The organism is Burkholderia sp. MSMB0856 (assembly GCF_001524645.2).
In the GTDB taxonomy this organism is placed as follows: Bacteria; Pseudomonadota; Gammaproteobacteria; order Burkholderiales; family Burkholderiaceae; genus Burkholderia; species Burkholderia diffusa.
Genome location: NZ_CP013427.1, coordinates 1,584,545 through 1,610,543 on the forward strand (window position 1 = coordinate 1,584,545; position 25,999 = coordinate 1,610,543).

A 25,999-nucleotide genomic window follows, 5' to 3' on the forward strand; every position below is an offset into this window, starting at 1 on the left:
ACCGCACGCATTTGCGCGATTCAGCCGACGTCAAGCCCGGCGCGAGCCACTTGCCTAAGGTCGAAAAACGGCGATTATGCCAGAAAATCAGACGGTTGACGAATAATTTTCACCGCGCGTCGAGGGCGCCCGTCCGGGCCGGATCCTGCCGATAGTAGCGGGCGAGCAGCCGGTAGAGTTCCGGAAATTCGGACTCGAACGCACGCGGTCGCACGAACAGCGCCTCGCTGCACACCGCGAAGAACTCCGACGGGTGATCGGCCGCATAGGGATCGATCAGCGAGTCGCGCTCGAAGCGCGCCCACGCACGATCCGGCACCGCATCGACGCGCGCGCAGAACTGGTCGTACGCATGCTCGAACACGTCGGCCCACGCCTGCGCGTCGAGGTGCGGCGCGTGCCAGCGGCGAAAAAGGGGCGGATAGCCGTCGGCTTCTCCGTTGACCATGTCGATCTTGTGCGCGAACTCGTGGATCACGACGTTGTACGCGTCGCGGCCGTCCGTCATCTGCGCGTCTTCCCACGACAGGATCACCGGGCCGCCTTCCCACGCTTCGCCGCTCGCATCCTGCTCGACTTCATGGACGACACCGTCCTCGTCCTGCACGGTCTTGCGGATGACGAATTCGCCCGGATACACGACGACGCCGACCCAGCCGTCGTACAGCGACAGATCGAGGTTCAGCACGGGCAGGCACGCCTGCGCGGCGATCGCGACGATCATCTCGTCGGTCAGCTCGAGCCCGTGCGCGGTCGAGAACGATTTCTTCGCGATGAACAGGCTCGTCAGCTCGCGCAGCCGGCCCAGGTCGCCGGGCGACAGCGCGTCGAGGAACGGCAGGCGTGCGACGGTGTCCTGCCACAGCGCATCGGGAATCGGATGGCTGCGCAGCGCGCGGTCGCGGCGGCGGTCGTCGAACCAGCGGGTCAGTTTCGAGAGCATGGAGGCAGCGCGGGAGAATCCAAAGCCTGTCTTTTAACTCAATCGATCTCTTTTTGCCATGCCGCGAAGAGGCCGCCGACGAGCGCGACACCCGCGAGGAAATAGAAGCCGTCGAGCGACGCGAGAAACGACGCCTGTTGCGCGACCATCCGGGCGATCGATGCGATCGCGAGGGCGTGCGCCTCGTTCAGTGCATGGCCGGCGGCCGCATAGCTGTGCGTGAGAGCGTCGACCGTTTGCTGGAACAGCGGATCGAACACGTTCGCGCGCTCCACGAGCCGCGTCTGATGTACCGCCAGCCGGTGCTGCTCGACGATGATCACCGACGACGTCGCGAACGAGATCGTCAGTTGCCGCACGATGTTCTTCAGCCGGTAGCCATGCGTGTATTCGTCGATCGCGAAGATGCGGAACGTCAGGTTCGCGACCGGCAGCACGATGAACAGCAGCAACAGCCCGCGCAGCAGCAACGGGACGATCAGCGCGGCCTCGCCGACCTGGGGCGTCATGCGCGTCATCCATAGCGCGGCGACGATCGCGATCGCGAACCCCGGCACGACGAACCATTTCTTGTGCGTGACGCGCTTCGCATGGCGCAGGTAGGCGAACAGCGCGGTGGCCGAGATCAGCGACATCGTGCCGACCAGGCGTCCGGCGTTCTCGACCGGATAGCCGAGCCCGCCTTCGAGCAGGCGGGAGGTCAGGTAGCTGAAGCCCGTCGACTCGTAGTAATAGAACATGTACAGCAGCAGCCCGACCTGGAACGTGCGCTCGCGAAACGCATGCAGTCGCACGAGCGGCGTCGGATGGTTCCACTGGTGATACGCGAACCACGCGAGCGCGCCGAGGCCCGCGATCGTCAGCAGGATCAGCATCGGCGAGCCGCTGTAGAGCTGGTAGTGCACCTGCTGCAGCACGATCTGCAGCGCGCCTTGCGCGAGCGCGAACACGACGTACGGCCAGAAATGCCCGGAGCCGCGTTCGTCGTCGGGCGTCCTGCCCGAATCGGGCAGCGTGACGAGCGCGAGAATCGCGAACGCGATGCCCGCGGGCGCGGTGCACGCGAACAGCGCGCGCCACGTCGAATGCGCGACGAGCAGGCCGCCGACGATCGGTGCAAGCGCGCTGCCGAGCAGGATCATGATCAGGAACGCGCGCGTGGCGGGCGGCCGCTCCTGCGGCTTGAAGCTGATCTGGATCAGGATCCGGCATGCACCCATCATCGGGCCGATGAAGTAGCCCTGGAAGCCGCGCGCGAACGCGAGCTCGAGCGACGTGTCGGCAAGCGCCGCCGCGATCGCTCCGAACGAGAACATCAGCATGCAGCCGGCGACGTAGCGGCGATGCCCGAGCCGATCGACCCACCATTGCTGCTGCAGGATGCCGAGCACGGCCGTGACCGCATACGCGCTCGACGACCACACGAGTTCGTCGGGCGATGCGTTGATGCCGCCTGCGATATAGCTCGCGAAGAACGAGAAGGCCGCGTTGTCGAAGTAGTCGATGCCGGTGACGAGCGCGAGCGCCCACGGGAACAGGTCCGCGCGCAGGTTCGCGCGGCTCCACAGTGGCGGGCGACCTGGCGCGACGTTCATTCCCGGTCCTTGCGCGCGCGCCGCGTGCCGGCTTCGGCTTGCCGCTGCGCGATCAGCGTGTCGGGGTTTTCGCCGGCGAGGCGCCGTTCGATGTAGTCGATGTCGTGCTGCAGTTCCTTGCGCAGCGCGACGGCTTCCTTCAACTCGCGCTGGACGGCCGCGATCCGCCGATCGAGCGTGTCGATTTGCCCGGCGAGCCCCGAGCGGATGTCGCGCAACGACCCGTCCGAATAACGGCGCCGGCCGTCGCCCGTTTCTTCCAGCGGGCGCTTGAGCATCTCGGTGATGCCGTGTAGCGAAAAGCCGAGCGCGCGCAGCCGCAGGATGCGGGCGAAGCGTTCGAGATCGGCTTCGTCGTAAAGGCGATAGCGGCCGCCGCTGCGTGACGGCGTGACGAGCCCGCGCTCTTCGTAATACTTCAGTGTGCGCGGTGTGACACCGAGCCGCGACGCGGCGTCGCTCACGGTCAGCAGCGAGGGGGAAGTGTCGTTCGGCATCGGGATGACGGGGCCTGGGTCGGGGCAATGGCGCGATTATAGATCAACCTGTACGTTTACGTTCAGGTTGGCATGAAAAAACGGCCGCCGGGCGAAACGCGCGGGCGGCCGTTCGTTGCGGGGCGGGGCGATCAGCCGCCGCGGCGCATCAGGTCGAAGAACTCGGAGTTGCTCTTCGTCTGGCGGATCTTGTCGAGCAGGAATTCCATCGCCTCGACTTCGTCCATGTCGTGGATGAACTTGCGCAGCACCCAGATCTTTTGAAGGATCTCGGGTTTGATCAGCATTTCTTCGCGGCGCGTGCCCGACTTGTTCAGGTTGATCGACGGATAGACGCGCTTTTCCGCGAGACGACGCTCGAGGTGCACTTCCATGTTGCCGGTGCCCTTGAATTCTTCGTAGATCACGTCGTCCATGCGGCTGCCGGTTTCGATCAGCGCGGTGCCGATGATCGTCAGCGAGCCGCCTTCCTCGATGTTGCGCGCCGCGCCGAAGAAGCGTTTCGGACGCTGCAGCGCGTTCGCGTCGACACCGCCCGTCAGCACCTTGCCCGACGCCGGGATCACGGTGTTGTATGCGCGTGCGAGACGCGTGATCGAGTCGAGCAGGATCACGACGTCGTGCTTCATTTCGACGAGGCGCTTGGCCTTCTCGATCACCATTTCGGCGACCTGCACGTGACGCGTGGCCGGTTCGTCGAACGTCGAGGCGATCACTTCGCCGGCGACGGAGCGCTGCATTTCGGTCACTTCTTCGGGGCGCTCGTCGATCAGCAGCACGAACAGGATGACGTCCGGATGGTTCTGCTTGATCGCGTGTGCGATGTGCTGGAGCATCACGGTCTTGCCCGACTTCGGCGACGCGACGAGCAGGCCGCGCTGGCCCTTGCCGATCGGCGCGATCATGTCGATGATGCGGCCCGTGACGTTCTCTTCGCCGCGCATTTCGCGTTCGAGCGACAGCGGCTTGTTCGGGTGCAGCGGCGTGAGGTTCTCGAACATGATCTTGTGTTTCGAGGCCTCGGGCGGCTGCCCGTTGACTTTGTCGACCTTCACCAGCGCGAAGTAGCGCTCGCCGTCCTTCGGCGTGCGGACTTCACCTTCGATGGTGTCGCCGGTGTGCAGGTTGAAGCGGCGGATCTGCGACGGGCTGATATAGATGTCGTCGGTGCTCGCGAGGTACGACATTTCCGGCGAGCGCAGGAAGCCGAAACCGTCCGGCAGCACTTCGAGCGTGCCGTCGCCGAAGATCGTCTCTCCCGTCTTGGCGCGCTTTTTGAGAATGGCGAACATCAGCTCCTGCTTGCGCAGGCGGTTCGCGTTTTCGATCTCCAGGCCATTGGCCATTTCGATCAGTTCGGACACGTGCAGAGACTTGAGCTCGGATAAATGCATACGGAGAACCCGCCAGGGAGGAGAAGCGACGAAAAGGAATAAGGGAGGAGGGCGAGCGGAAGCGCTCTGAGACTTAATGCGTCTTGTAGACGTTTTTTGATTCTAGCATACGCCGATTCGCGCCTGAGCGGCCGATCGGCGGCTTGACGGCGGACGTGTTGTCGGTTGACAACACGTCCGCGGAACGGCCGGTATTACAGGTGGCTGTCCAGGAATGCGGTGAGCTGCGACTTCGACAGCGCGCCGACCTTCTGTGCGGCGGCCGCGCCGTTCTTGAACAGGATCAGCGTCGGGATACCGCGCACGCCGAACTTCGCGGGCGTTGCCTGGTTGTCGTCGACGTTGATCTTCGCGATCTGCAGCTTGTCGCCGTAATCCTTCGCGACTTCGTCGAGGATCGGGGCGATCATCTTGCACGGGCCGCACCATTCGGCCCAGAAGTCGACGAGCACGGGCTTGTCGGATTTGACGACGTCCTGTTCGAACGATGCGTCGCTGATGTGTTTGATCTGTTCGCTCATTGGGTCAATACCTCTTACGGTTCGGGGACTGCCTGCTCGGCGCGTTGCGGCGCTCCGGCGGCCTTATTGGCTACCGGCCGCTGCGGCAGGTCACTCCGCTCTCCGAAGGAAGGGCGTAAGCGCTGCATGGCGCGGCTCGCGGGTCGTTCGGGCGTCATATTAGCCTAAATTGCTATCTGCTGCGGGCAGCGATAGTAGCCGCTACGCGAGTAGGGGTACGACGCGCCGTTCGACCGTTGTGTCCCGAAGGTGGAGGCCGGCGCGCAAAATGCAAGAGTCACCAAGCGTCACGATATATATATCCGCAAGCCCGCGCTGGATCGGCGTGCCCGTACGCGCGTCGGTTTGCTCGATCTTTCGCTTTGTTGCGAACAAACGGTCGCATTCGGCAGGAAGCGGTGATAGAATATGCCGTGACGGGCCTCCTCGCATGGTGGGGCGGTGAACCTGGTCAGGTCGGGAACGAAGCAGCCACAATCGTTTTCCGCCAGTGCCGAGGGTCGGGCTCGTCACCTTTCCTCTCGCCCCGTTCGCCGGGCGTTTTTTATTTCTGCGTCATTCTCCGTTTTACCTGCGTGTTGCCCGTTTTCCGCACCGCTTCGCGTGTCGGCGCAACGCAGCGTTACTGATACAATTTCCCGATGACCTATCAAGTTCTCGCACGCAAGTGGCGTCCGAAGGATTTCGCTTCGCTCGTCGGCCAGGAGCACGTCGTCAGGGCGCTCACGCACGCGCTCGACGGCGGGCGTCTCCATCACGCCTATCTGTTTACCGGAACCCGCGGCGTCGGCAAGACGACGCTGTCGCGGATCTTCGCGAAGGCGCTCAACTGCGAAACCGGCGTCACGTCGCAGCCGTGCGGTGTGTGCCGCGCGTGCCGCGAGATCGACGAAGGCCGCTTCGTCGATTACGTCGAAATGGACGCGGCGAGCAACCGCGGTGTCGACGAAATGGCCGCGCTGCTCGAGCGCGCGGTGTACGCGCCCGTCGATGCGCGCTTCAAGGTCTACATGATCGACGAAGTGCACATGCTGACGAACCATGCGTTCAACGCGATGCTGAAGACGCTCGAGGAGCCGCCGCCGCACGTCAAGTTCATCCTCGCGACGACCGATCCGCAGAAGATTCCCGTCACCGTGCTGTCGCGCTGCCTGCAGTTCAACCTGAAGCAGATGCCGGCCGGGCACATCGTGTCGCATCTCGAACGGATCCTCGGCGAAGAGCGCATCTCGTTCGAGCAACAGGCGCTGCGCCTGCTCGCGCGTGCCGCGCAAGGCAGCATGCGCGATGCGCTGTCGCTGACCGATCAGGCGATCGCGTATTCGGCGAACGAAGTGACCGAATCGGCCGTGTCGGGCATGCTCGGCGCGCTCGACCAGACCTACATGGTGCGCCTGCTCGATGCGCTCGCGGCCGGCAACGGCCCGGAGATTCTCGCGATCGCCGACGAGATGTCGCTGCGCAGCCTGTCCTTTTCCACCGCGCTGCAGGATCTTGCGAGCCTGCTGCATCGGATCGCATGGGCGCAGTTCGCGCCGGGCTCGGTCCTTGACGAATGGCCGGAAGCGGCCGAACTGCGCCGCTTCGCGGAGACGCTGAGCCCCGAGCAGGTTCAACTGTTCTATCAGATCGCGACGGTCGGGCGCGCGGAGCTCGGCCTCGCGCCGGACGAATACGCCGGCTTCACGATGACGTTGCTGCGGATGCTCGCGTTCGAGCCGGCCGTCGGCGCCGGCAGTGCGCCGGGCGGTCAGCCGGCCGTGCCGCGTGCCGTATCCGCGCCCGCGTCGCGTGTGGCTGCTGCCGCTCCGGTCGCGCCTGCTGCGCGTCCGTCGCCGGCCCGGTCTGACGATGCCGTGACTCCGCCTGCCGTGAAGCCTGTTTCGACGCCGGCAGCGGCCGCGGCACCGGTCTCGCCGCAGCCGGAAGCGAACGCGGCACCGCAAGCGGCGCCGACGAGCGATGCGTTGCCCGCTGTCCGCAACGAACCCGAATTACCTGCTGCCGCCAAGCGCAACGACGAACCGGCGCCGGCTGCCGAACAGGCGCCGCGTGCAGTGCCGGCCGAGTCCGCCGCGCGCCCGTCGGCCCGCGGGGGTGCGGCTGCCGCACTCGACGTGCTGCGCAATGCCGGCATGCGCGTGTCGTCCGAACGCTCGCGGACGGGCGGCGCGTCGAAACCGGCGCCGGCCCAACCGGCCCCGGAGAAATCGGCGGCATCGCGACCTGCCGTGCAGGTGCCTACGCCGCGCGCGGCGGCACGCGCGCCGCAGCCGGCCGACACGCGTCAGGCCCCGCCGCCGTGGGAAGACATTCCGCCGGACGAATACGTGCCGCTCAGCGCCGATGAGATGTTCGGCGGTGCGGCGGACGACGGCTTCGTGCCGGTGTTCGACAGCGGCCCCGACGACGTGCGCATTGCGCCGAAGCCGGCGGAGGCCCGTCCGTCCGCGCCGGTCGACACGCGCCCGCTGCCACCCGCGATCGCGCTCGATCCGGTCGGCTTCGACGGCGAATGGCCGGCGCTGGCCGCACGGCTGCCGCTGAAGGGCGTCGCATATCAGCTCGCGTTCAACAGCGAGCTGACGGCCGTCGACGCGACGACGTTGAAACTGTCCGTGCCGGTGCCGCAGTATGCGGACGCCGCCCAGGTGGCGAAGCTGAAGGCCGCCCTGGCCGACGCGCTCGGCAAGCCTGTCGAGGTCGCGGTCGAGGTCGGGCCCGCACGGCGCACCGCGGCGGCGCTGGATGCGGCTGCGCGTGCGGCACGCCAGCGCGAGGCCGAGCAGGACATCCATGGCGATCCGTTCGTCCAGCAGCTCGTGCGTGACTTCGGCGCGCGTATCGTCGAAGGCTCGGTGCGGCCGCTCGCCGATTCGGCGCCGGACGGCACGCCCCCGACGCTGCATTGAACGAATCGCACCGCGACAGGCACAATCACGCCCGCACACATTGACCGGCACGCGCCGCGTGCCGGTTTTCACACGATCAAGAAGGAGTATTCCCATGTTGAAAGGCAACCTCGCCGGACTGATGAAGCAAGCGCAGCAAATGCAGGAAAACATGAAGAAGATGCAGGAGCAGCTTGCGCAGATCGAAGTCGAAGGGCAGTCGGGTGCCGGCCTCGTCAAGGTGACGATGACCTGCCGCAACGAAGTGCGTCGCGTGGCGATCGACCCGAGCCTGCTCGCGGACGACAAGGACATGCTCGAGGATCTGGTCGCAGCCGCGTTCAACGATGCCGTGCGCAAGGCCGAGGCGACGTCGCAGGAAAAGATGAGCGGCATGACGTCGGGCCTGCCGCTGCCCCCGGGCTTCAAGCTGCCGTTCTGAGCGCAGCGTCTGTTCAGCTTTCAGCCGCCGTATGAAACAGCCGTCCGCCCTGTCCGCGCTCGTCGAAGCGTTGCGCGTATTGCCCGGCGTCGGGCCGAAATCCGCGCAGCGCATGGCGTACCACCTGATGCAGCACGATCGGGAGGGCGCGGAGCGGCTCGGCCGGTCGCTGCTGTTCGCGACCGAGCACCTGCAGCACTGCGAGAAGTGCAATACGTTCACGGAAGCGCAGATCTGCGAGGTGTGCAGCGACGAGGAGCGTGATCCGACGCTGCTGTGCGTCGTCGAGACGCCGGCCGACCAGATCATGCTCGAGCAGACGATGACGTATCGCGGGCTGTATTTCGTGCTGATGGGCCGGCTGAGCCCGCTCGACGGGATCGGCCCGAAGGAAATCCATTTCGACCGCCTCGTGCGGCGCGCGTCCGACGGGATCGTCAAGGAAGTCGTGCTCGCGACTAACTTCACGAACGAGGGCGAAGCCACCGCGCACTACCTCGGCCAGACGCTGAAGGCGCGCGGGCTTGCGGTCACGCGCCTCGCGCGCGGCGTGCCGGTGGGTGGCGAGCTCGAATACGTCGACGCGGGCACGATCGCCCGCGCGATGCTCGACCGCCGCACGATGTAAGCCGGGCGCCGCCGGCCGGCGGCGCCGTTCCTCATGTCAGGGAGACACATGAGCACCAGCCAGGGCCCCCTCGCGGGCGTCAAAGTGCTCGAATTCGGGACGCTGATCGCGGGGCCGTTCGCGTCGCGCCTCTTTGCTGAATTCGGCGCGGAAGTGATCAAGATCGAGGATCCGAACGGCGGCGACCCGCTGCGCAAGTGGCGCAAGCTGCATCCGGAGCAGGGTGGCACGTCGTTGTGGTGGTCGGTCCAGGCGCGCAACAAGAAATCGGTCACCCTCAACCTGAAATCCGATGCCGGCAAGACGATCGCGCGGCAGCTCGCGCGCGAGGCCGACATCGTGATCGAAAACTTCCGCCCGGGCCTGCTCGAAAAGCTCGGGCTCGGCTACGACGTGCTGTCGGCCGACAACCCCGGTCTCGTGATGGTGCGCCTGTCCGGCTACGGGCAGACGGGCCCGTACCGCGACCGGCCCGGTTTCGGCGCGATCGCCGAATCGATGGGCGGGTTGCGCCACATCACCGGCTATCCGGACCTTCCGCCGCCGCGCATCGGCATCTCGATCGGCGATTCGATCGCCGCGCTGCACGGCGTGATCGGCGCGCTGATGGCACTTCATCACCGCAAGGTGAACGGCGGCGCGGGGCAGGTGGTCGACGTTGCGCTGTATGAAGCGGTGTTCAACATGATGGAAAGCGTGGTGCCCGAGTACGGCGTGTACGGGATGGTGCGCGAGCGCACCGGCGCGTCGCTGCCGGGCATCGTGCCGTCGAACACCTACGCGTGCCGCGACGGCAGCATCGTGATCGGCGGCAACAGCGACCCGATCTTCAAGCGACTGATGAAGGCGATCGAACGCGACGATCTCGCCGACGATCCGGCGCTTGCACGGAACGACGGACGCGTGCCGCGCACGCAGGAGATCGACGATGCGATCGCCGCGTGGCTCGCGCCGCGCACGATCGACGAGGCGCTCGTCGTGCTCAACGCGGCCGACGTGCCGGCCGGGCGCATCTACAGCGCCGCCGACATGTTCACCGATCCGCAGTTCGTCGCGCGGCAGATGATCCAGCGTTTCAAGCTGGCCGACGGCACCGACATTCCGCTGCCGAACATCACGCCGAAGCTGTCCGACACGCCGGGCGAAACGCGCTGGCTCGGGCCCGAACTCGGCGAGCATACGGACGAGGTGCTGCGCGGGCTCGGCTACGACGCACAGGCGATCGCCGCGCTGCGCGAGGCCGGCGCGATCTGAGCACCCCAAGGCCGGGCGCTTCGCGTCGGGCCTCCGCGAGGGCAGCCTCTCCCGACGGGCACCCTTCGGGGCGGAAAACGCTAGGCGGCATAACGTTGTCTCGCGCCTGCGGAACGCCGCCGTGCAATGCGCCGCCGCACCGCGCACGCACCGCGCACGCACCGTGCACGCACCGTGCACGCAGGCCCGTCCGCAGCCGCCTGACTGTCGCTCTCGCGCCATCTTTCCTCGGTTACAATCGCCGGATGCGAATCCTACTCAGCAACGACGACGGCTATCTCGCCCCCGGTCTCGCCGCGCTCAGCGACGCGCTGCAGCCGCTGGCCGACCTCACGGTGATCGCGCCCGAGCAGAACTGCAGCGGCGCATCGAATTCCCTCACGCTGTCGCGACCGCTGTCGGTGCAGCGCGCGACGAATACGGGTTTCTTCTACGTGAACGGCACGCCGACCGATTCGGTGCACGTCGCGTTGACGGGGATGGCCGACGCGAGGCCCGACCTCGTCGTGTCCGGGATCAACAACGGCCAGAACATGGGCGAAGACACGCTCTATTCAGGGACAGTTGCGGCCGCCACCGAAGGCATCATGTTCGGCGTGCCGGCCATCGCGTTTTCGCTGGCCGAGAAGGGCTGGGCGCATCTGACGGACGCGGCGCGCGTCGCCGCGGAAATCGTCGAACACTATCTCGCGCATCCGCTGCCCGGTCAGCCGCTGCTGAACGTCAATATTCCGAATCTGCCGTACGACGAACTGAAAGGCTGGCAGGTCACGCGCCTCGGCAAGCGTCACCCGTCGCAGCCGGTGATTCGCCAGACCGACCCGCGCGGCGAGCCGGTCTACTGGATCGGTGCCGCAGGTGCGGCGCTGGACGCGAGCGAAGGCACCGATTTCCACGCCGTCGCAAACGGTTTCGTATCGATCACGCCGCTGCAGCTCGATCTCACGCATACGCAAATGCTGCCTGCGACGCGCGAGTGGGTGCGCGCAGGAGGGCGGGCTTCATGAGCGGCGAGCGCGCGAAGCGGTTTCCGCTCGCGCTCGAAGATCTCAAGCGAGCGCCACGCAAATCGGAAGGTCGGGCCGGCGAACGCCATGCGGCGGGCGCGGTGCCGAAGGCCGTCGACAAGTCCGCCGCCGTGCTGAAGCCGGTGGCGGTGAAGACGGGCGTCGCCCGCCCGGTGCACGGCACGACCGCCGCGAAGCCGGCGACCGCGCCGAAACCGACCGTGCCGAAGCCCGCGATGCCCAAGCCGGCTGCGCCGAGCGTCGCGCCGGCCGGTGCGTTCGCGCTGACGTCGGAACGTGTGCGCGAGCGCATGGTCGAACGCCTGCGCGCGAACGGCGTGACCGATGCGCGCGTGCTGGATGCGATGGCCGCGGTGCCGCGCCACATGTTCGTGGATCCGGGGCTCGCGACGCAGGCCTATGAGGATGCCGCGCTGCCGATCGGCCACCAGCAAACGATTTCAAAGCCGTCGGTCGTCGCGCGCATGATCGAGCTCGCGATGGCCGGCCGCACGCTCGAGCGCGTCCTCGAGATCGGCACCGGTTGCGGCTACCAGGCCGCGGTGCTGAGTCACGTGGCGCGCGACGTGTATTCGATTGAACGCATCAAGCCGCTCTACGAGCGCGCGAAGCTGAACCTGCGGCCGCTGCGCGTGCCGAACATCCGTCTGCATTACGGCGACGGGCGTGTCGGCCTGCCGGCAGCGGGCCCGTTCGACGCGATCGTGATCGCGGCGGCGGGGCTTGACGTGCCGCAGGCGCTGCTCGAGCAACTCGCGATCGGCGGGCGGCTCGTCGCGCCGGTCGGCGCGCAGAGCGGGCAGCCCCAGGTGCTCACGCTCGTCGAGCGCGTCGCGCACGCGCAATGGCGGGAGTCGCGGCTTGATCGCGTTTTCTTTGTCCCTTTAAAATCCGGAGTGATTTGAAACCGATGAGTATGTTGCGCGCGATGCAAAACAACCGAACCAGGGAACCGCTCACGTTCGCCCAGCGCGCGATCTGTGTGGCTGCGTTCTCCACGCTACTGGCCGCCTGTGCGACGCGGCTCGACAACGCGCCCGTCGTCGACCGCTCCGGAACGCTCGGCACGGCCGCCGCCGCGCAGCCGGCGGTGCCGCTCGGCCCACCGCCGCCCGGCTTCTACCGTGTGAAACCGGGCGATACGCTGTACCGGATCGCGCTCGAAAACGGGCAGAATTATCGCGACATCGCCACGTGGAACAACCTGGCGAACCCGAACCAGATCGAAGTCGACCAATTGCTGCGCGTCGCGCCGCCGGGCGGTGCCGCGGTTGCCGGCTCGCCGGCTGCCGCGCCGATCGCCGGCGCTGCCGTCGCGACCGCACCGCTCAACAGCGGTCCCGCGACGCCGGCCGCGGGCTCGTCGTCCGCTAGCACGCCGCCGGCTGCCGCCGCATCGAGCGATACGGCCGCAGCGCCCAGCGGCCCCGTGACGTTTGCATGGCCCGTGCGCGGCCCGGTGCTGAACGGTTTCGACGACGCGAAGAACAAGGGCGTCAATATCGGCGGCACGTCCGGCGAGGCCGTGAAGGCGGCGGCCGACGGCCGCGTCGTCTACTCGGGCAACGGCCTGCGTGGTTACGGCAACCTCATTATCATCAAGCACGATGCAACTTACCTCACAGCGTATGCACACAATCGCGCTTTGATGGTAAAAGAGGGGGACGCGGTGACGAAGGGGCAAAAGATCGCCGAGATGGGTAACAGCGATGCCGACCGCGTGATGCTGCATTTCGAGGTTCGCCGGCAGGGTAAACCTGTCGATCCGCTGAAGTATTTGCCGCCTCAATAACCGAGACGACCATGCCGAAATCGAAGCGCCACGAGCCGCAAGCCGAGTCTGAGAAGATCAGTCGTGCCACGCAAGCATCGGCGGAGCGAGCTGGCGCTTCGACGGACGACGAAGACGACGTCGCGGAAAACGAACGTGATCTCGAGGCGCGCGACGCCGAAGCGGACGGCGACGACGAGCGCGAAGGCCGTGCGGAAGCCGCGCCCGACGTCGACGATTTCCGCGCATTGCTGCAGGCCGAACTCACGGCCGACACGATCCAGCATTACCTGAATCGCATCAGCGTGAAGCCGCTCCTGACCGTCGAGGAGGAGCAGCGCTATTCGCGTCTTGCGAAGGCTGGCGAATTCGAGGCGCGGCAGGTGATGATCGAGCGCAACCTGCGTCTCGTCGTCAGCATCGCGAAGGGTTACCTGAACCGCGGCGTGCCGTTGCTCGACCTGATCGAGGAAGGCAACCTCGGCCTGATGCACGCGATCGAGAAATTCGACCCGACGCGCGGCTTTCGTTTCTCGACCTACGCGACGTGGTGGATCCGCCAGAGCATCGAACGTGCGATCATGAACCAGGCTCGCACCGTGCGCCTGCCCGTGCACGTGATCCGCGAACTGAACCAGGTGCTGCGTGCGAAGCGCCACCTCGAAAAGAATTCGATGTCGACGGGCGAGGCGGCCGAGCGCCGCGAAGCCAGCATCGACGACATCGCCTATCTCACCGGCAAGACCGCCGAGGAAGTCACCGACATCCTCGCGCTCAACGAGCACACCGCGTCGCTCGACGCACCGCTCGATCTCGATCCCGCGAGCAGCCTGCTCGACCTGCTGCCCGACGACCAGAGCCAGTCGCCCGACGCCGAGGTGCAGCACCGCGAACTCGAGACGCTCACGCGTGCGTGGCTGTCGCGGCTGTCCGACAAGCATCGGCACGTGATCGAGCGCCGCTTCGGCCTGAACCACATCGAACCGGCCACGCTCGAGGAGCTGGCCGACGAGATGGGGCTCACGCGCGAGCGCGTGCGGCAGATCCAGCAGGAAGCGCTGGTGCGCCTCAAGCGGTTCTTTGCCTCCAACGGCGTGCGCAAGGACGCCGTTCTGTAACCGATGACTCCGATTCTCGTTTTTGACATCGAGACCATTCCCGATGTCGACGGCATTCGCCGTCTGGAAGACCTGCCCGCGACGCTCGACGATGCCGCGGTGGCCGAACATGCATTCGCCGCGCGTCGCGAGAAGACCGGCAGCGATTTCCTGCCGCATCACCTGCAGCGCATCGCGGCGATCTCCTGCGTGTTCCGCGACAACAACGGTTTTCGCGTGCGCTCGCTGGGCACGCCCCAGGACAACGAGGCGACGCTGGTCCAGTCGTTCTACCGCGTGATCGAGAAATACACGCCGCAGCTCGTGTCGTGGAACGGCGGCGGATTCGATCTGCCGGTGCTCCATTACCGTGCGCTCGTGCACGGGATCCCCGCGACGCGCTACTGGGATCTGGGCGAGGATGACCGCGACTTCAAGTGGAATAACTACATCTCGCGCTATCACTCGCGACACACTGATCTGATGGACGTGCTCGCGATGTATCAGGCGCGCGCGAACGCGCCGCTCGACGCGCTTGCGAAGCTGTGCGGTTTTCCGGGCAAGCTCGGGATGGACGGCAGCCAAGTGTGGCCCGCGTTCCAGGACGGCCAGATCGAGGAAATCCGCAACTATTGCGAAACCGACGTCGTCAATACTTACCTGCTGTATTGCCGGTTCCAGCTGATGCGCGGCGGCCTGACGTCGAGCGAATATGCTGACGAGATCCTGCTCGTGAAGAACGCGCTGGCACAGGAGCCCGCGTCGCATTGGACCGAATACCTAGCCGGTTTCGACGTGTGATGCGGGCGGCTCGCGCCGCGGCAGCGATCAATCGAGTTCGAGCACGACCGGTTGGTGATCCGACGCGCGCAGGTCACCGTTGATCTCGCAGCGCGTGACGCGTGGCAGCAGCGTATCGGTCACGAACACGAAATCACATGCGAGCGGTCCTTCCGACCATTGTGCCGTGTCATAGACGCCGGCAGTCGGCGGCGGCGTGCAGCCCGGGTGGCGGGCAATCCACGCATCGACGAACGGCGGCGCGTCGGCGATCGGCGCCAGCATCCGCCGGTACGCATCGCTGTCGAACGCGCTGTTGAAATCGCCGCAGATGATCGCGTCGCGCGGCTGGCCGGTCGCGCTGAACGGCCCCGTCGCATTTTCCGCCGGCGCGGGCCGGTCCGCGTGGCCGCAGGCCTCGCGATGCCGATCACGCAACGCATCGACCTGCGCGAGTCGCTGGCGCGCCGAATAGAATTCGAGGTGCGTCGTGACGACCCGCAGCGGGCCCGACCGGGTCACCAGCTCGACGTCCAGCGCGACACGCGGCATTGACGGCGCGACCGCGTCGGCCGGCCACGGCAGCAGGTGGCGCAGCACGCGCCGGACGGGTAGCCGGGACGCGATCGCATTGCCGAACTGGCGGCGCGGCGCGCCGGGTTCGAGCGCCGGCAAGTCGGCGCCGATCGCGTCGACGATCGTATAGCCGGGCAGCAACGCCGCCAGCTCGGCGAACTGGTCGGGGCCCGGCCGGCCGGGCAGGGCGCCGAAGCCGCGCGTCACTTCCTGCAGACAGAACACGTCGAAGTCGACGAGCCCGCGGGCGGCGGCGATGGTGCGGGGGAGGTCGACGACGCTGTCCGCGTCCCGACCCCATTGAACGTTCCAGTCGATCAGTCGCATGGTCGAGTCTCCTGAGTCTTCCGCGAGCAGAACCTGTGCCGCCCATGGCCTGGCTCGAGACGCGGCGCATGCGGGCCGGCGGCAGGCCGTTCCTGCATGACGCGGCGCGGTAGACGCATCCATCTCGACGCTTGCGCCACGAAAGCAGGCGATGCGGGCTTTCGTCGTCTACAATCTCGCCTTCTTCAACGTTTTGTCAGGAAAAGCTGGTGTCCGAAGCCGTCCCCACTTCTGCGCGCAAGTCGAAAAATGCGCCCGTCGCGCCCGGGCCTGCCCCGGTTCTCGAGATCGAATCGCTCGACATGGAAGCGCGCGGTGTCGGCCGCACGACGACCGAAGACGGCTCGCCGGGCAAGGTCATCTTCGTCGAGGGCGCGCTGCCCGGCGAGCGCGTGACCTATTCGAGCTATCGTCGCAAGCCGAGCTACGAGCAGGCGACCGTTGTCGATATTCTGCGCCCGAGCGTGCTGCGCACGCAGCCGAAGTGCAAATTCTTCGGCACCTGCGGCGGCTGCTCGATGCAGCACCTCGACATGCGTGCGCAGGTGGCGATCAAGCAGCGCGTGCTCGAGGACAACCTGTGGCACCTGTCGAAGCTGCGCGCCGAGACGGTGTTCGCGCCGATCCACGGTCCGTCGTGGGGCTACCGCTACCGTGCGCGCCTGACCGTGCGCAACGTCGCGAAGAAGGGCGGCGTGCTGGTCGGATTCCATGAAAAGAAGAGCAGCTATGTCGCCGACATGACGAGCTGCGAAGTGTTGCCGCCGCACGTGTCGGCGATGCTCGTGCCGCTGCGTCGGCTGGTGGAGGGACTGTCGATCCGTGACCGGATGCCGCAGATCGAGCTCGCGGTCGGTTCGCAAGTCACGGCGCTGGTGCTGCGCGTGCTGGAGCCGATCAATGCGGATGACGAAGCGCTGCTGCGCGCGTTCGCGGACGAGCACAAGGTGCAGTTCTGGCTTCAGCCGAAGGGCCCGGACACGGTCACGCCGTTCTATCCGCTCGACGTGCCGCTCGACTACACGCTGCCGGAGTTCGGTATCCGCATGCCGTTCAAGCCGACCGACTTCACGCAGGTCAACCATCAGATCAACCGCGTGCTGGTGGGCCGCGCACTGCGCCTGCTTGCGCCGTCGCGCGACGATCGCGTGCTCGACCTGTTCTGCGGGATCGGCAACTTCACGCTGCCGCTGGCGCGGCTGTCGCGCGAGGTGATGGGCATCGAAGGCAGCGAGACGCTGACGACGCGTGCGCTGGCGAATGCGCGCGAGAACGGTGTCGACGGCCACACGACGTTCGCGTGCCGGAACCTGTTCGAGGTCACGGGTGACGACCTCCGTGCGCTCGGCGCGTTCGACAAGTTCCTGATCGATCCGCCGCGCGAAGGCGCGCTCGCGGTGTCGAAGGCGCTGGCCGAAATCGCGCAGAGCGGCGAAGGCCCGCTGCCGAAGCGCATCGTCTACGTGTCGTGCAACCCGTCGACGCTCGCGCGCGACGCGGGCCTGCTCGTGCACGAGGCCGGCTATCGGCTGAAGGGTGCCGGGGTCGTGAACATGTTCCCGAATACGTCGCACGTCGAATCGATCGCGTTGTTCGAGCGCGATTGAGCGGGCGGGCGGCGGACGTAAAAAACCGGCCTCGAGGGCCGGTTTTTTTTATGGTGTACAGCGACCGTCAGTTGCGGTTGCCGCCGAAGATGCCCAGCAGCGCGAGCAGGTTCGTGAACACGTTGTACAGATCGAGGTAGATCGCAAGCGTAGCCGAGATGTAGTTCGTCTCGCCACCGTTCACGACGCGCTGGACGTCGAACAGCATGTAGGCCGAGAAGATCGCGATCGCGAGCACGGACACGGTGAGCATCAGCGCCGGCAGTTGCAGGAAGATGTTCGCGACCGAGGCAAGCAGGATCACGATCACGCCCATGAACAGCCACTTGCCGAGCCCCGAGAAGTCACGCTTGCTGACCGTGGCGATCGTCGCCATCGCGGCGAAGATGATGCCGGTGCCGCCGAACGCGAGCATGATCAGCGACGGGCCGTTCGAGAAGCCGAGGATGAAGCTCAGCAGGCGCGACAGCATCAGGCCCATGAAGAACGTGAAGCCGAGCAGCACGAACACGCCGGCCGCGCTGTTTTTCGTCCGCTCGATCGCGAACATGAAGCCGAACGCGATCGCGAAGAACGCGAGCAGGCTCATCATCGGGCTCGTGGCCGCGAACAGCGAGAAGCCCGTCGCGACGCCGACCCATGCGCCCAGCACCGTCGGCACCATCGACAGCGCGAGCAGCCAGTATGTGTTCCGCAGCACGCGATTGCGAACCTCCGCGGTGCTGACGGAGCCGCCGCGGCCGAAATTGTACGGATAGTCGTTCATGGTTTCTCCTAACATTGAACGCGTGGGCGTCCCGGGCCGGTTCGGCGCACGCGGTGTGCGGCGCAGCAAACCGGAGCAGCTATGGCTAAGATACGTTCCGCGCCGCGAGGTTTCAATGGCCGGGCGGCGCAAAAACATATGGATTCTGAACCTTTCACTCGTGTAAGGGTTCAATCGCAATGATACACGGGATCGTGCTACAATAGCGGATTCATTTGAACCTGTAACTTCTTAATTTCTTGGAGTTTTTATGGCAATCGAGCGCACCCTGTCGATCATCAAGCCGGATGCGGTGGCAAAGAACGTGATCGGCCAGATCTACAGCCGTTTCGAAGGCGCCGGCCTGAAGATCGTCGCATCGCGCATGGCACACCTGTCGCGTGCGGACGCAGAGAAGTTCTACGCAGTTCACGCAGCACGTCCGTTCTTCAAGGATCTCGTCGATTTCATGATCTCGGGCCCGGTGATGATCCAGGTTCTGGAAGGTGAAGGCGCGATCCTGAAGAACCGCGACCTGATGGGCGCGACGGATCCGAAGAAGGCGGAAAAGGGCACGATCCGCGCCGACTTCGCCGACAGCATCGACGCGAACGCCGTGCACGGCTCGGACGCTGCCGAAACGGCCGCGGTCGAAATCGCGTTCTTCTTCCCGGAAATGAACGTCTACTCGCGCTAAGCCCTGGCTGGCAACAAGTAGGCAGGATTCAGCGCACGCGGCAAGGCAGCACATCATGACGAGCGAAACTTCCGTCAATCTTCTCGACTTCGATGCCGAGGGTCTTGTCGCGTACTGCGGCAGCCTCGGCGAGAAGCCGTTCCGCGCCAAGCAGTTGCAGCGCTGGATCCATCAGTACAACGCCGGCGATTTCGACGGCATGACCGACCTTGCGAAGTCCCTGAGAGAAAAGCTCAAGGGCCGCGCGTCGATTGTGATGCCCGATATCGTCAGCGATCACGTTTCCACCGACGGCACGCGCAAGTGGCTGATCGACGTCGGAAACGGCAATGCGGTCGAAACCGTTTTCATCCCGGAAGAGACGCGCGGCACGCTGTGTGTGTCGTCGCAGGCCGGGTGTGCGGTCAACTGCCGCTTCTGCTCGACGGGCAAGCAGGGTTTCTCCCGCAATCTGTCGACAGCCGAAATCATCGGTCAGCTCCGGATGGCCGAATTTGCATTGCGTGCGTCGCTTGGTCGCGCGCCCGGTCCGAACGGCAAGGCCGAACGGGTCGTCACCAACGTGGTGATGATGGGCATGGGCGAGCCGCTGCTGAACTACAGCGCGGTCGTGCCCGCGATGCGGCTGATGCTCGACGACAACGCTTACGGCCTGTCGCGCCGCCGCGTCACGTTGTCGACGTCCGGCGTGGTGCCGATGATGGACCGCCTCGGCGCCGAACTGCCGGTCGCGCTCGCCGTTTCGCTGCACGCGCCGAACGACGCGCTGCGCGACGAGCTGGTGCCGCTCAACAAGAAGCATCCGCTTCGCGAGCTGATGGCCGCGTGCCAGCGTTATCTCAAAGTTGCGCCACGCGACTTCATTACTTTCGAATACTGCATGCTCGACGGCGTCAACGACACCGAAGCACATGCGCGCGAACTGCTGGCCGTCACGCGCGACGTGCCCTGCAAGTTCAATCTGATCCCGTTCAATCCGTTTCCGGAATCGGGCCTCATCCGCTCGAAACCGGAGCAGATCAAGCGTTTCGCACAGGTCCTCATCGACGCGGGTGTCGTCACGACCGTGCGCAAGACGCGCGGCGACGACATTGACGCCGCGTGCGGCCAGCTGGCCGGCGCCGTGAAGGATCGCACGCGATTGGCGGAGCGAACGGGCGCAGCAGCAAAAATCATCGAAGTTCGGGCGGTTTGACGGGGATGCCCGAACCTTTTGGCGGTACAACACGCGAATAGCGATCGGTCGCGGCGCCTCGGCGCCGCGCATGATATGGACGGTTGCGGGGGCCGGCGGCGCCCGCCAGTGAAGAAGAATCGACGCGAGGACAAGGATGAGTGAGCCGCAGCCGACAAACGGCGCAGAGACGAATGCCGCGAAGCCGGCGCAGGCAGGGCTTGAAACGCTGGCAGCCGTCGGCGGCCGGCTGGCGCAGCTCCGGGAAGCCAAGGGTTGGACGGTCGATGACGTGTCGGCGCGGCTCAAGGTCGCCCCGCAGAAGCTGCGTGCGCTCGAGGCAGGCGACATCAGCCATTTGCCCGGCGTGACGTTCGCGCTCGGCGTCGTGCGCAGCTACGCGAAGATGCTTGGTGTCGATCCCGAGCCGTTTGCGCAGGCATTGCGCCGCGAGCGGGGCGTGCCGGAGGTCGATCTGTCGATGCCTGCGTCGTCGGGGACGGATCTGCCGCGTGGTCGCGTGTCGATTCCGCTCGGTGGCTCGTCGCGCCATCATCCGTGGCTGTGGGGAACGGCGATCGTTGTCGTCGCGGTGATCGCGGTGCTCATGTGGCACACTGGCGGCGATTCGTCGAGCTGGCTCGCGCGCTTCAAGGGCGGCGGCGACACCGAACATGCGTCGGCGGCGAGCGCGCCGGCGGCGTCTTCCGCCGAAGAGGCGGCCGCGGGCGGCGCGTCGACGGCAGTCGGCAACGACGTCCCGGCCCAGGTTGCAGCATCCGCCGCGGCACCGCAGGTCGTTGCGTCGGCTGCTCCGGTTGCTTCAGCCCCGGCGCCGACGGCCGTCGTGCCTGCGTCGCAACCGATCGTCGCGACGGCAGCGGCGAGCAGCGCGGCCGTGCCGGTGCAGCCCGCGAGCGTCGTGGTGGCGGCAGGCCAGTCGATGGTCGAACTGAAGGTCAAGCAGGATTGCTGGTTCAGCGTGCGCGACAAGAGCGGCAAGGAGCTGTTCTCGGCGCTGGTGCGGGCCGGCGAGACGAAGCAGGTCGCCGGCGACGGGCCGTTCAAGGTGACGATCGGCAACAAGGCAGGTCTTGATACGGTCGCGTTCGACGGAAAACCTGTCGATCCGGCGAAATATTCGGCAGCGCGGGGTAACGTGGCGCGGTTCACGCTGCCCTGACGTCAAGCGCCGTGACGCAGGTCTGTCCTGGACAGGCCGCGAGGGCACGGCGCTTTTTCAATTCATGCGCCGCCTCGCGGCGCATTCCGCGTAAATGGATCTATCGATGCAATCCGAAGCTCAATCCCCACGCAGCAGTCAGATTTGTTCAACCGAGCCGGTGTTCGGCGGGCATCAGCCGCGTCGCGTGTCGCATGCGGTGGATGTTCGTTGGGGCGGGCAGCTCGTGACGATCGGCGGCGATGCGCCGGTGCGCGTGCAGTCGATGACGAATACCGACACGGCCGACGCAATCGGCACGGCGATCCAGATCAAGGAGCTTGCGAACGCGGGCTCCGAACTGGTGCGCATCACGGTCAATACGCCGGAGGCCGCGGCCGCCGTGCCGGCGATTCGCGAACAGCTCGACCGGATGGGCGTGACCGTCCCGCTCGTCGGGGATTTCCACTACAACGGCCACCTGTTGCTGCGCGACTACCCGGGCTGCGCGGAGTCGCTGTCGAAGTACCGGATCAACCCGGGTAACGTCGGTCAGGGCGCGAAGCGCGACACGCAGTTCGCGCAGATGATCGAAGCCGCGGCGAAGTACGACAAGCCGGTGCGGATCGGCGTGAACTGGGGCAGCCTCGATCAGGACCTGCTCGCGCGCATGATGGACGAGAACGGCGCGCGTTCGCAGCCGTGGGATGCGCAAAGCGTGATGTATGAAGCGCTGATCCAGTCGGCGATCGGCTCGGCCGAGCGCGCGGTCGAGCTGGGTCTCGGCCGCGACCGCATCGTGCTGTCGTGCAAGGTCAGCGGCGTGCAGGACCTGATCGCCGTGTACCGTGAGCTCGGCCGCCGCTGCGGCTTCGCGCTGCACCTCGGTCTGACCGAGGCCGGCATGGGCTCGAAGGGCATCGTCGCTTCGACGGCCGCGCTCGGCGTGCTGCTGCAGGAAGGGATCGGCGACACGATCCGCATTTCGCTGACGCCGGAGCCGGGCGCGTCGCGCACGGGCGAAGTGATCGTCGGCCAGGAAATCCTGCAGACGATGGGCCTGCGCTCGTTCGCGCCGATGGTGATCGCGTGTCCGGGCTGCGGCCGCACGACGAGCACGCTGTTCCAGGAACTCGCGATGCAGATCCAGACCTATCTGCGCGAGCAGATGCCGGTCTGGCGCAAGGAATATCCGGGTGTCGAGAAGATGAACGTCGCGGTGATGGGCTGCATCGTCAACGGCCCGGGCGAGTCGAAGCACGCGAACATCGGCATCAGCCTGCCGGGTTCGGGCGAAAACCCGGCCGCGCCCGTCTTCATCGACGGCGAGAAGGTCAAGACGCTGCGCGGTGAGCGGATCGCCGAGGAATTCCAGCAGATCGTCAGCGACTACGTCGCACGCAATTACGGCCGCACCGAGGCCCTGAACTAAATTCGTCCACACACACGAACGATGACTGAACAGAAACGCAAGATCGAGAAGCTCACCGGCGTCAAGGGCATGAACGACATCCTCCCGCAGGATGCCGGCCTCTGGGAGTTCTTCGAAGCTACCGTGAAATCGCTGCTGCGCGCGTACGGCTATCAGAACATCCGCACGCCGATCGTCGAACATACGCAGCTCTTCACGCGCGGCATCGGCGAAGTCACGGACATCGTCGAGAAGGAGATGTACAGCTTCATCGACGCGCTGAACGGCGAGAACCTGACGATGCGCCCGGAAAACACCGCGGCCGTCGTGCGCGCGTCGATCGAGCACAACATGCTGTATGACGGCCCGAAGCGCCTGTGGTACATCGGCCCGATGTTCCGTCACGAGCGTCCGCAGCGCGGCCGCTACCGCCAGTTCCACCAGGTCGGCGTCGAGGCGCTCGGCTTCGCTGGCCCGGATGCAGATGCCGAGATCATCATGATGTGCCAGCGCCTGTGGGACGACCTCGGCCTGACCGGCATCAAGCTCGAGATCAATTCGCTCGGCCTCGCCGAAGAGCGTGCCGCGCACCGCGTCGAACTGATCAAGTATCTCGAGCAGTTCGCCGATGTCCTGGACGAGGACGCGAAGCGTCGCCTGTATACGAACCCGTTGCGCGTGCTCGACACGAAGAACCCCGCGCTGCAGGAAATCGCGCAGAACGCGCCGAAGCTGATCGACTTCCTGGGCGACGAGTCGCGTGCCCACTTCGAAGGGCTGCAGCGCCTGCTGCTCGCGAACAACATCCCGTTCAAGATCAACCCGCGTCTCGTGCGCGGCCTCGACTACTACAATCTGACCGTGTTCGAGTGGGTGACCGACAAGCTCGGCGCGCAGGGCACGGTCGCGGCCGGCGGCCGCTACGATCCGCTGATCGAGCAGCTCGGCGGCAAGCCGACCGCCGCGTGCGGCTGGGCGATGGGCATCGAGCGCATTCTCGAGCTGCTGAAGGAAGAGGATCTCGCGCCCGAGCAGGAGGGTGTCGACGTGTACGTGGTGCACCAGGGCGAGACGGCGCGCGAACAGGCGTTCATCGCGGCCGAACGTCTGCGCGATACGGGCCTCGACGTGATTTTCCACTGCAGCGCCGATGGCGGCCCGGCAAGCTTCAAGTCGCAGATGAAGCGGGCCGATGCGAGCGGTGCCGCGTTCGCGGTGATCTTCGGCGAAGAAGAGGTCGCGAACGGCACGGTCGGCGTGAAAGCGTTGCGCGGTGCGGGCGAGGACGGGGAAAAGAACGTTCAGCAGACCGTACCGGTCGAAAGCTTGACCGAATTCCTAATCAATGCGATGGTTGCATCCGCCGAAGACGGCGACGACTGATCGCGCTGGCATTCGCTCGACAAGAAAAGCCTGAAAAGGAAGGAATCGCTCGCCGATGAGTTATCACGACGAACAAGAATCGATTGAAAGTCTCAAGGCGTGGTGGGCCCGCTGGGGCAACCTCACCACGTGGATCGTGCTCGCGGCGCTGGTCGTCGCGGCCGGTTTCAACGGCTGGAATTACTGGCAGCGCCGTCAGGCCGCCGAGGCTTCCGGGTTGTACGAGCAGGTGCAGAAGGCCGCCGCCGCGAATGACAAGGCGACGATGGCCCGCGCGGCCGCCGACATGGAAAGCAAGTTCGGCAGCACGCCGTATGCGCAGATGACCGCACTGTCGGCGGCGAAGACGTTGTACGCGGCCGGCGACGCCGCAGGCGCGAAGGCGCAGCTTCAATGGGCCGTCGATCACGCCAAGGACGACGAGTACAAGCAGATCGCGAAACTGCGTCTCGCATCGCTGCTGCTCGACGAGAAGGCGTACGATGCGGGCCTCGCGCTGCTGTCCGGCACGCCGGTCGATGCATTCAAGGGCCTCGTGGCCGATCGCCGTGGCGATCTGCTTGCGGCGCAAGGCAAGACCGACGATGCGCGCGCCGCGTACAAGCTCGCGCTCGCCGGCCTGTCGCAGGACGACCAGTCCGCGCGTCAGCTCGTGCAGTTCAAGCTAGATGCGCTCGGCGGCTGATCCCGGCCCCCTCAACCCCTTAACTCTGCTTCGCTAACCGATGAATTTGCTGAAACGTTACGCTGTGCCCGTAGCCTGCGCGGCGGCTGTCCTGGCATTGGCGGCCTGCTCGTCGTCGAAGGACGCGCGCCGCGTGCCGACGCCGCTCACCGAGTTCAAGCCCGTCATGGACGTGCAACAGGTCTGGAAGGCGAGCGTCGGCAAGGGCGGGCGCTATCTGTTCTCGCCGGTGGCCGTTGGCGACGCCGTCTACGCGGCGGGCGAGAACGGTTCGGTCGAGAAGATCGACGCGAAGACGGGCCAGACGCTGTGGCGCGCGAAGGTCGGTTCGGACCTGTCGGCCGGGGTCGGCAGTGATGGCAACCTGACCGCGGTTGGTGCGTTGAAGGGCGGCGTGTTCGTGCTGGGCCCCGACGGCAAGCAGCTGTGGAAGACGAGCGTGCAGGGCGAGATCTTCTCGCCGCCGCTGGTCGGCAACGGTCTCGTGATCGTGCGCACGATCGACGGCCAAGTGATCGCGTTCAACGCGCAGACGGGCGAACAGAAGTGGAACTACCGCAACCGCGCGGTGCCGCTGAACCTGCGCGTGTCGGCCGGCATGACGTTCGCGGGCGATGCGGCCGTGCTGGCGGGCTTCCCCGGCGGCGGTCTCGTCGCGATTAACCTGCAGACGGGCGAGCCGTTCTGGCAGACGCCCGTGTCGTTCCCGAAGGGTGTGACCGAAGTGGAGCGCATCAACGACGTCAGCGGTCCGCCGACGCTCGTGGGTGCCGAAGCGTGCGCGGTCACGTTCCAGGGCCAGCTCGGCTGCTTCGACGCGAACTCGGGCCGTCCGCTGTGGGAAAAGGCGTTCTCGAGCCGCAGCGGTCTCGCGCAGGATGATTCGGTCGTCGCCGGCGGCGACGACTGGTCGGTCGTGACGGCTTACGACGCGGCGAGCGGCAATCAGCTCTGGCGTAACGACAAGCTGAAGAGCCGCGACGTCGGCGTGCCCTACCTGCTTGGTCATGCGGTCGTGGTGGGCGACTACCAGGGCTTCGTGCACTTCCTGTCGCGCGAGGACGGCAGTTTCATCGCCCGAATGAAGACCGACGGCAGCGCGATTACCGCGGCGCCGGTCCTGGCGGGCAATACGCTCGTCGTGCAGACGAAGGACGGCGGCCTGTACGGGTTCCGTCCGCGCTGACGCGCACGTAACAGGCGCGAACGCGGCGCGGCGGGCTCGTCCCGCGCGCCGCGGTCGCGCGACATGAAGGCGGCCGGTGTCCCCGGCCGCTCGGTATTTGAAAGGCAGTTCGAAACGAAAGACGACGGCGCGCAACGCGCGCCCGGCGCGCGCATCCGGCGCGGCGCGAATTCGTGATATTTTCATTCAGCGCAGCCGCCCGCAG

At 66.1% G+C, this 25,999-nt stretch carries 24 protein-coding genes and 1 other RNA gene; 18 read left to right on the plus strand and 7 right to left on the minus strand.

What is annotated here, in order from left to right; all coding sequences use genetic code 11:
• Positions 1–109: 109 nt before the first annotated feature.
• From WS87_RS08570 to trxA, 5 genes are all read right to left on the minus strand, one after another.
• The gene (locus WS87_RS08570; RefSeq protein ID WP_059529890.1) at positions 110–943 is read right to left on the minus strand and encodes a zinc-dependent peptidase; all 834 of its coding nucleotides are present in this window, start codon (positions 941–943) and stop codon (positions 110–112) included.
• Positions 944–981: 38 nt separating this feature from the next.
• A complete protein-coding gene (locus WS87_RS08575) occupies positions 982–2,538 on the minus strand; it encodes an MFS transporter (protein ID WP_059817545.1) in 1,557 nt (518 codons plus the stop codon).
• Entirely contained in the window at positions 2,535–3,035 is a 501-nt protein-coding gene (locus WS87_RS08580; RefSeq protein WP_059817543.1) for a MerR family transcriptional regulator, read from the minus strand. The genes WS87_RS08575 and WS87_RS08580 overlap by 4 nt, the downstream gene beginning before the upstream one ends.
• A 131-nt stretch (positions 3,036–3,166) precedes the next feature.
• The gene (gene rho / locus WS87_RS08585) at positions 3,167–4,429 is read right to left on the minus strand and encodes a transcription termination factor Rho (protein ID WP_006478662.1); all 1,263 of its coding nucleotides are present in this window, start codon (positions 4,427–4,429) and stop codon (positions 3,167–3,169) included.
• Between the two features lie 194 nt (positions 4,430–4,623).
• Entirely contained in the window at positions 4,624–4,950 is a 327-nt protein-coding gene (gene trxA / locus WS87_RS08590; protein WP_006402348.1) for a thioredoxin TrxA, read from the minus strand.
• 415 nt (positions 4,951–5,365) lie between these two features.
• Between trxA and ffs the strand changes: the two genes are divergently transcribed.
• The 10 genes from ffs to WS87_RS08640 all read left to right on the plus strand — a co-directional run bounded on the left by ffs (position 5,366) and on the right by WS87_RS08640 (position 14,862).
• Positions 5,366–5,464, plus strand: an RNA gene (gene ffs / locus WS87_RS08595) — signal recognition particle sRNA small type.
• A gap of 127 nt (positions 5,465–5,591) precedes the next feature.
• Complete coding sequence (dnaX, locus tag WS87_RS08600) at positions 5,592–7,862, plus strand: DNA polymerase III subunit gamma/tau (RefSeq protein ID WP_059817541.1); 2,271 nt, start codon at positions 5,592–5,594, stop codon at positions 7,860–7,862.
• 94 nt (positions 7,863–7,956) lie between these two features.
• The gene (locus WS87_RS08605; protein WP_006755698.1) at positions 7,957–8,283 is read left to right on the plus strand and encodes a YbaB/EbfC family nucleoid-associated protein; all 327 of its coding nucleotides are present in this window, start codon (positions 7,957–7,959) and stop codon (positions 8,281–8,283) included.
• 31 nt (positions 8,284–8,314) lie between these two features.
• Complete coding sequence (recR, locus tag WS87_RS08610; RefSeq protein ID WP_014896897.1) at positions 8,315–8,911, plus strand: recombination mediator RecR; 597 nt, start codon at positions 8,315–8,317, stop codon at positions 8,909–8,911.
• A gap of 48 nt (positions 8,912–8,959) precedes the next feature.
• Positions 8,960–10,165, plus strand: coding sequence for a CaiB/BaiF CoA transferase family protein (locus WS87_RS08615; RefSeq protein ID WP_059529902.1), 1,206 nt, complete (start codon positions 8,960–8,962; stop codon positions 10,163–10,165).
• Between the two features lie 245 nt (positions 10,166–10,410).
• The gene (surE, locus tag WS87_RS08620; RefSeq protein ID WP_059817539.1) at positions 10,411–11,172 is read left to right on the plus strand and encodes a 5'/3'-nucleotidase SurE; all 762 of its coding nucleotides are present in this window, start codon (positions 10,411–10,413) and stop codon (positions 11,170–11,172) included.
• A complete protein-coding gene (locus WS87_RS08625) occupies positions 11,169–12,098 on the plus strand; it encodes a protein-L-isoaspartate(D-aspartate) O-methyltransferase (protein ID WP_059817537.1) in 930 nt (309 codons plus the stop codon). The genes surE and WS87_RS08625 overlap by 4 nt, the downstream gene beginning before the upstream one ends.
• Before the next feature lie 5 nt (positions 12,099–12,103).
• Complete coding sequence (locus tag WS87_RS08630; protein ID WP_059817535.1) at positions 12,104–12,985, plus strand: peptidoglycan DD-metalloendopeptidase family protein; 882 nt, start codon at positions 12,104–12,106, stop codon at positions 12,983–12,985.
• 11 nt (positions 12,986–12,996) lie between these two features.
• Positions 12,997–14,082 carry an RNA polymerase sigma factor RpoS gene (rpoS, locus tag WS87_RS08635; RefSeq protein WP_059817533.1) on the plus strand — a complete coding sequence of 362 codons (1,086 nt, stop codon included), beginning with the start codon at positions 12,997–12,999 and terminating at the stop codon, positions 14,080–14,082.
• 3 nt (positions 14,083–14,085) lie between these two features.
• Positions 14,086–14,862, plus strand: a complete 777-nt coding sequence (locus WS87_RS08640) for a 3'-5' exonuclease (RefSeq protein WP_059817531.1) — start codon at positions 14,086–14,088, stop codon at positions 14,860–14,862.
• A 27-nt stretch (positions 14,863–14,889) separates the two neighbouring features.
• On the opposite strand, the gene WS87_RS08645 is transcribed toward WS87_RS08640, so the two are convergent.
• Positions 14,890–15,744, minus strand: coding sequence for an endonuclease/exonuclease/phosphatase family protein (locus WS87_RS08645; RefSeq protein ID WP_059817530.1), 855 nt, complete (start codon positions 15,742–15,744; stop codon positions 14,890–14,892).
• A gap of 209 nt (positions 15,745–15,953) precedes the next feature.
• On the opposite strand from WS87_RS08645, the gene rlmD reads away from it, so the two are divergent.
• The gene (rlmD, locus tag WS87_RS08650; protein ID WP_082721843.1) at positions 15,954–17,351 is read left to right on the plus strand and encodes a 23S rRNA (uracil(1939)-C(5))-methyltransferase RlmD; all 1,398 of its coding nucleotides are present in this window, start codon (positions 15,954–15,956) and stop codon (positions 17,349–17,351) included.
• 67 nt (positions 17,352–17,418) lie between these two features.
• Here the strand turns inward: rlmD and WS87_RS08655 are convergent, their stop codons facing one another.
• Entirely contained in the window at positions 17,419–18,117 is a 699-nt protein-coding gene (locus tag WS87_RS08655; RefSeq protein ID WP_006761414.1) for a Bax inhibitor-1/YccA family protein, read from the minus strand.
• 250 nt (positions 18,118–18,367) lie between these two features.
• On the opposite strand from WS87_RS08655, the gene ndk reads away from it, so the two are divergent.
• The 7 genes from ndk to bamB all read left to right on the plus strand — a co-directional run bounded on the left by ndk (position 18,368) and on the right by bamB (position 25,794).
• Positions 18,368–18,793: a nucleoside-diphosphate kinase gene (gene ndk, locus WS87_RS08660; RefSeq protein ID WP_006478674.1), complete on the plus strand. Its 426-nt coding sequence runs from the start codon at positions 18,368–18,370 to the stop codon at positions 18,791–18,793.
• Positions 18,794–18,848: 55 nt separating this feature from the next.
• On the plus strand, positions 18,849–19,988 hold the full coding sequence (rlmN, locus tag WS87_RS08665; protein WP_014896906.1) for a 23S rRNA (adenine(2503)-C(2))-methyltransferase RlmN: 1,140 nt from the start codon (positions 18,849–18,851) through the stop codon (positions 19,986–19,988).
• A 136-nt stretch (positions 19,989–20,124) separates the two neighbouring features.
• Positions 20,125–21,150 carry a helix-turn-helix domain-containing protein gene (locus WS87_RS08670; protein ID WP_059817528.1) on the plus strand — a complete coding sequence of 342 codons (1,026 nt, stop codon included), beginning with the start codon at positions 20,125–20,127 and terminating at the stop codon, positions 21,148–21,150.
• Between the two features lie 106 nt (positions 21,151–21,256).
• Positions 21,257–22,561: a flavodoxin-dependent (E)-4-hydroxy-3-methylbut-2-enyl-diphosphate synthase gene (ispG, locus tag WS87_RS08675; protein ID WP_027787235.1), complete on the plus strand. Its 1,305-nt coding sequence runs from the start codon at positions 21,257–21,259 to the stop codon at positions 22,559–22,561.
• Between the two features lie 21 nt (positions 22,562–22,582).
• A complete protein-coding gene (gene hisS / locus WS87_RS08680) occupies positions 22,583–23,923 on the plus strand; it encodes a histidine--tRNA ligase (RefSeq protein WP_059817526.1) in 1,341 nt (446 codons plus the stop codon).
• 55 nt (positions 23,924–23,978) lie between these two features.
• Positions 23,979–24,608: a tetratricopeptide repeat protein gene (locus WS87_RS08685; protein WP_059529930.1), complete on the plus strand. Its 630-nt coding sequence runs from the start codon at positions 23,979–23,981 to the stop codon at positions 24,606–24,608.
• 40 nt (positions 24,609–24,648) lie between these two features.
• Positions 24,649–25,794 carry an outer membrane protein assembly factor BamB gene (gene bamB, locus WS87_RS08690; protein WP_059817524.1) on the plus strand — a complete coding sequence of 382 codons (1,146 nt, stop codon included), beginning with the start codon at positions 24,649–24,651 and terminating at the stop codon, positions 25,792–25,794.
• Positions 25,795–25,999: the final 205 nt, after the last annotated feature.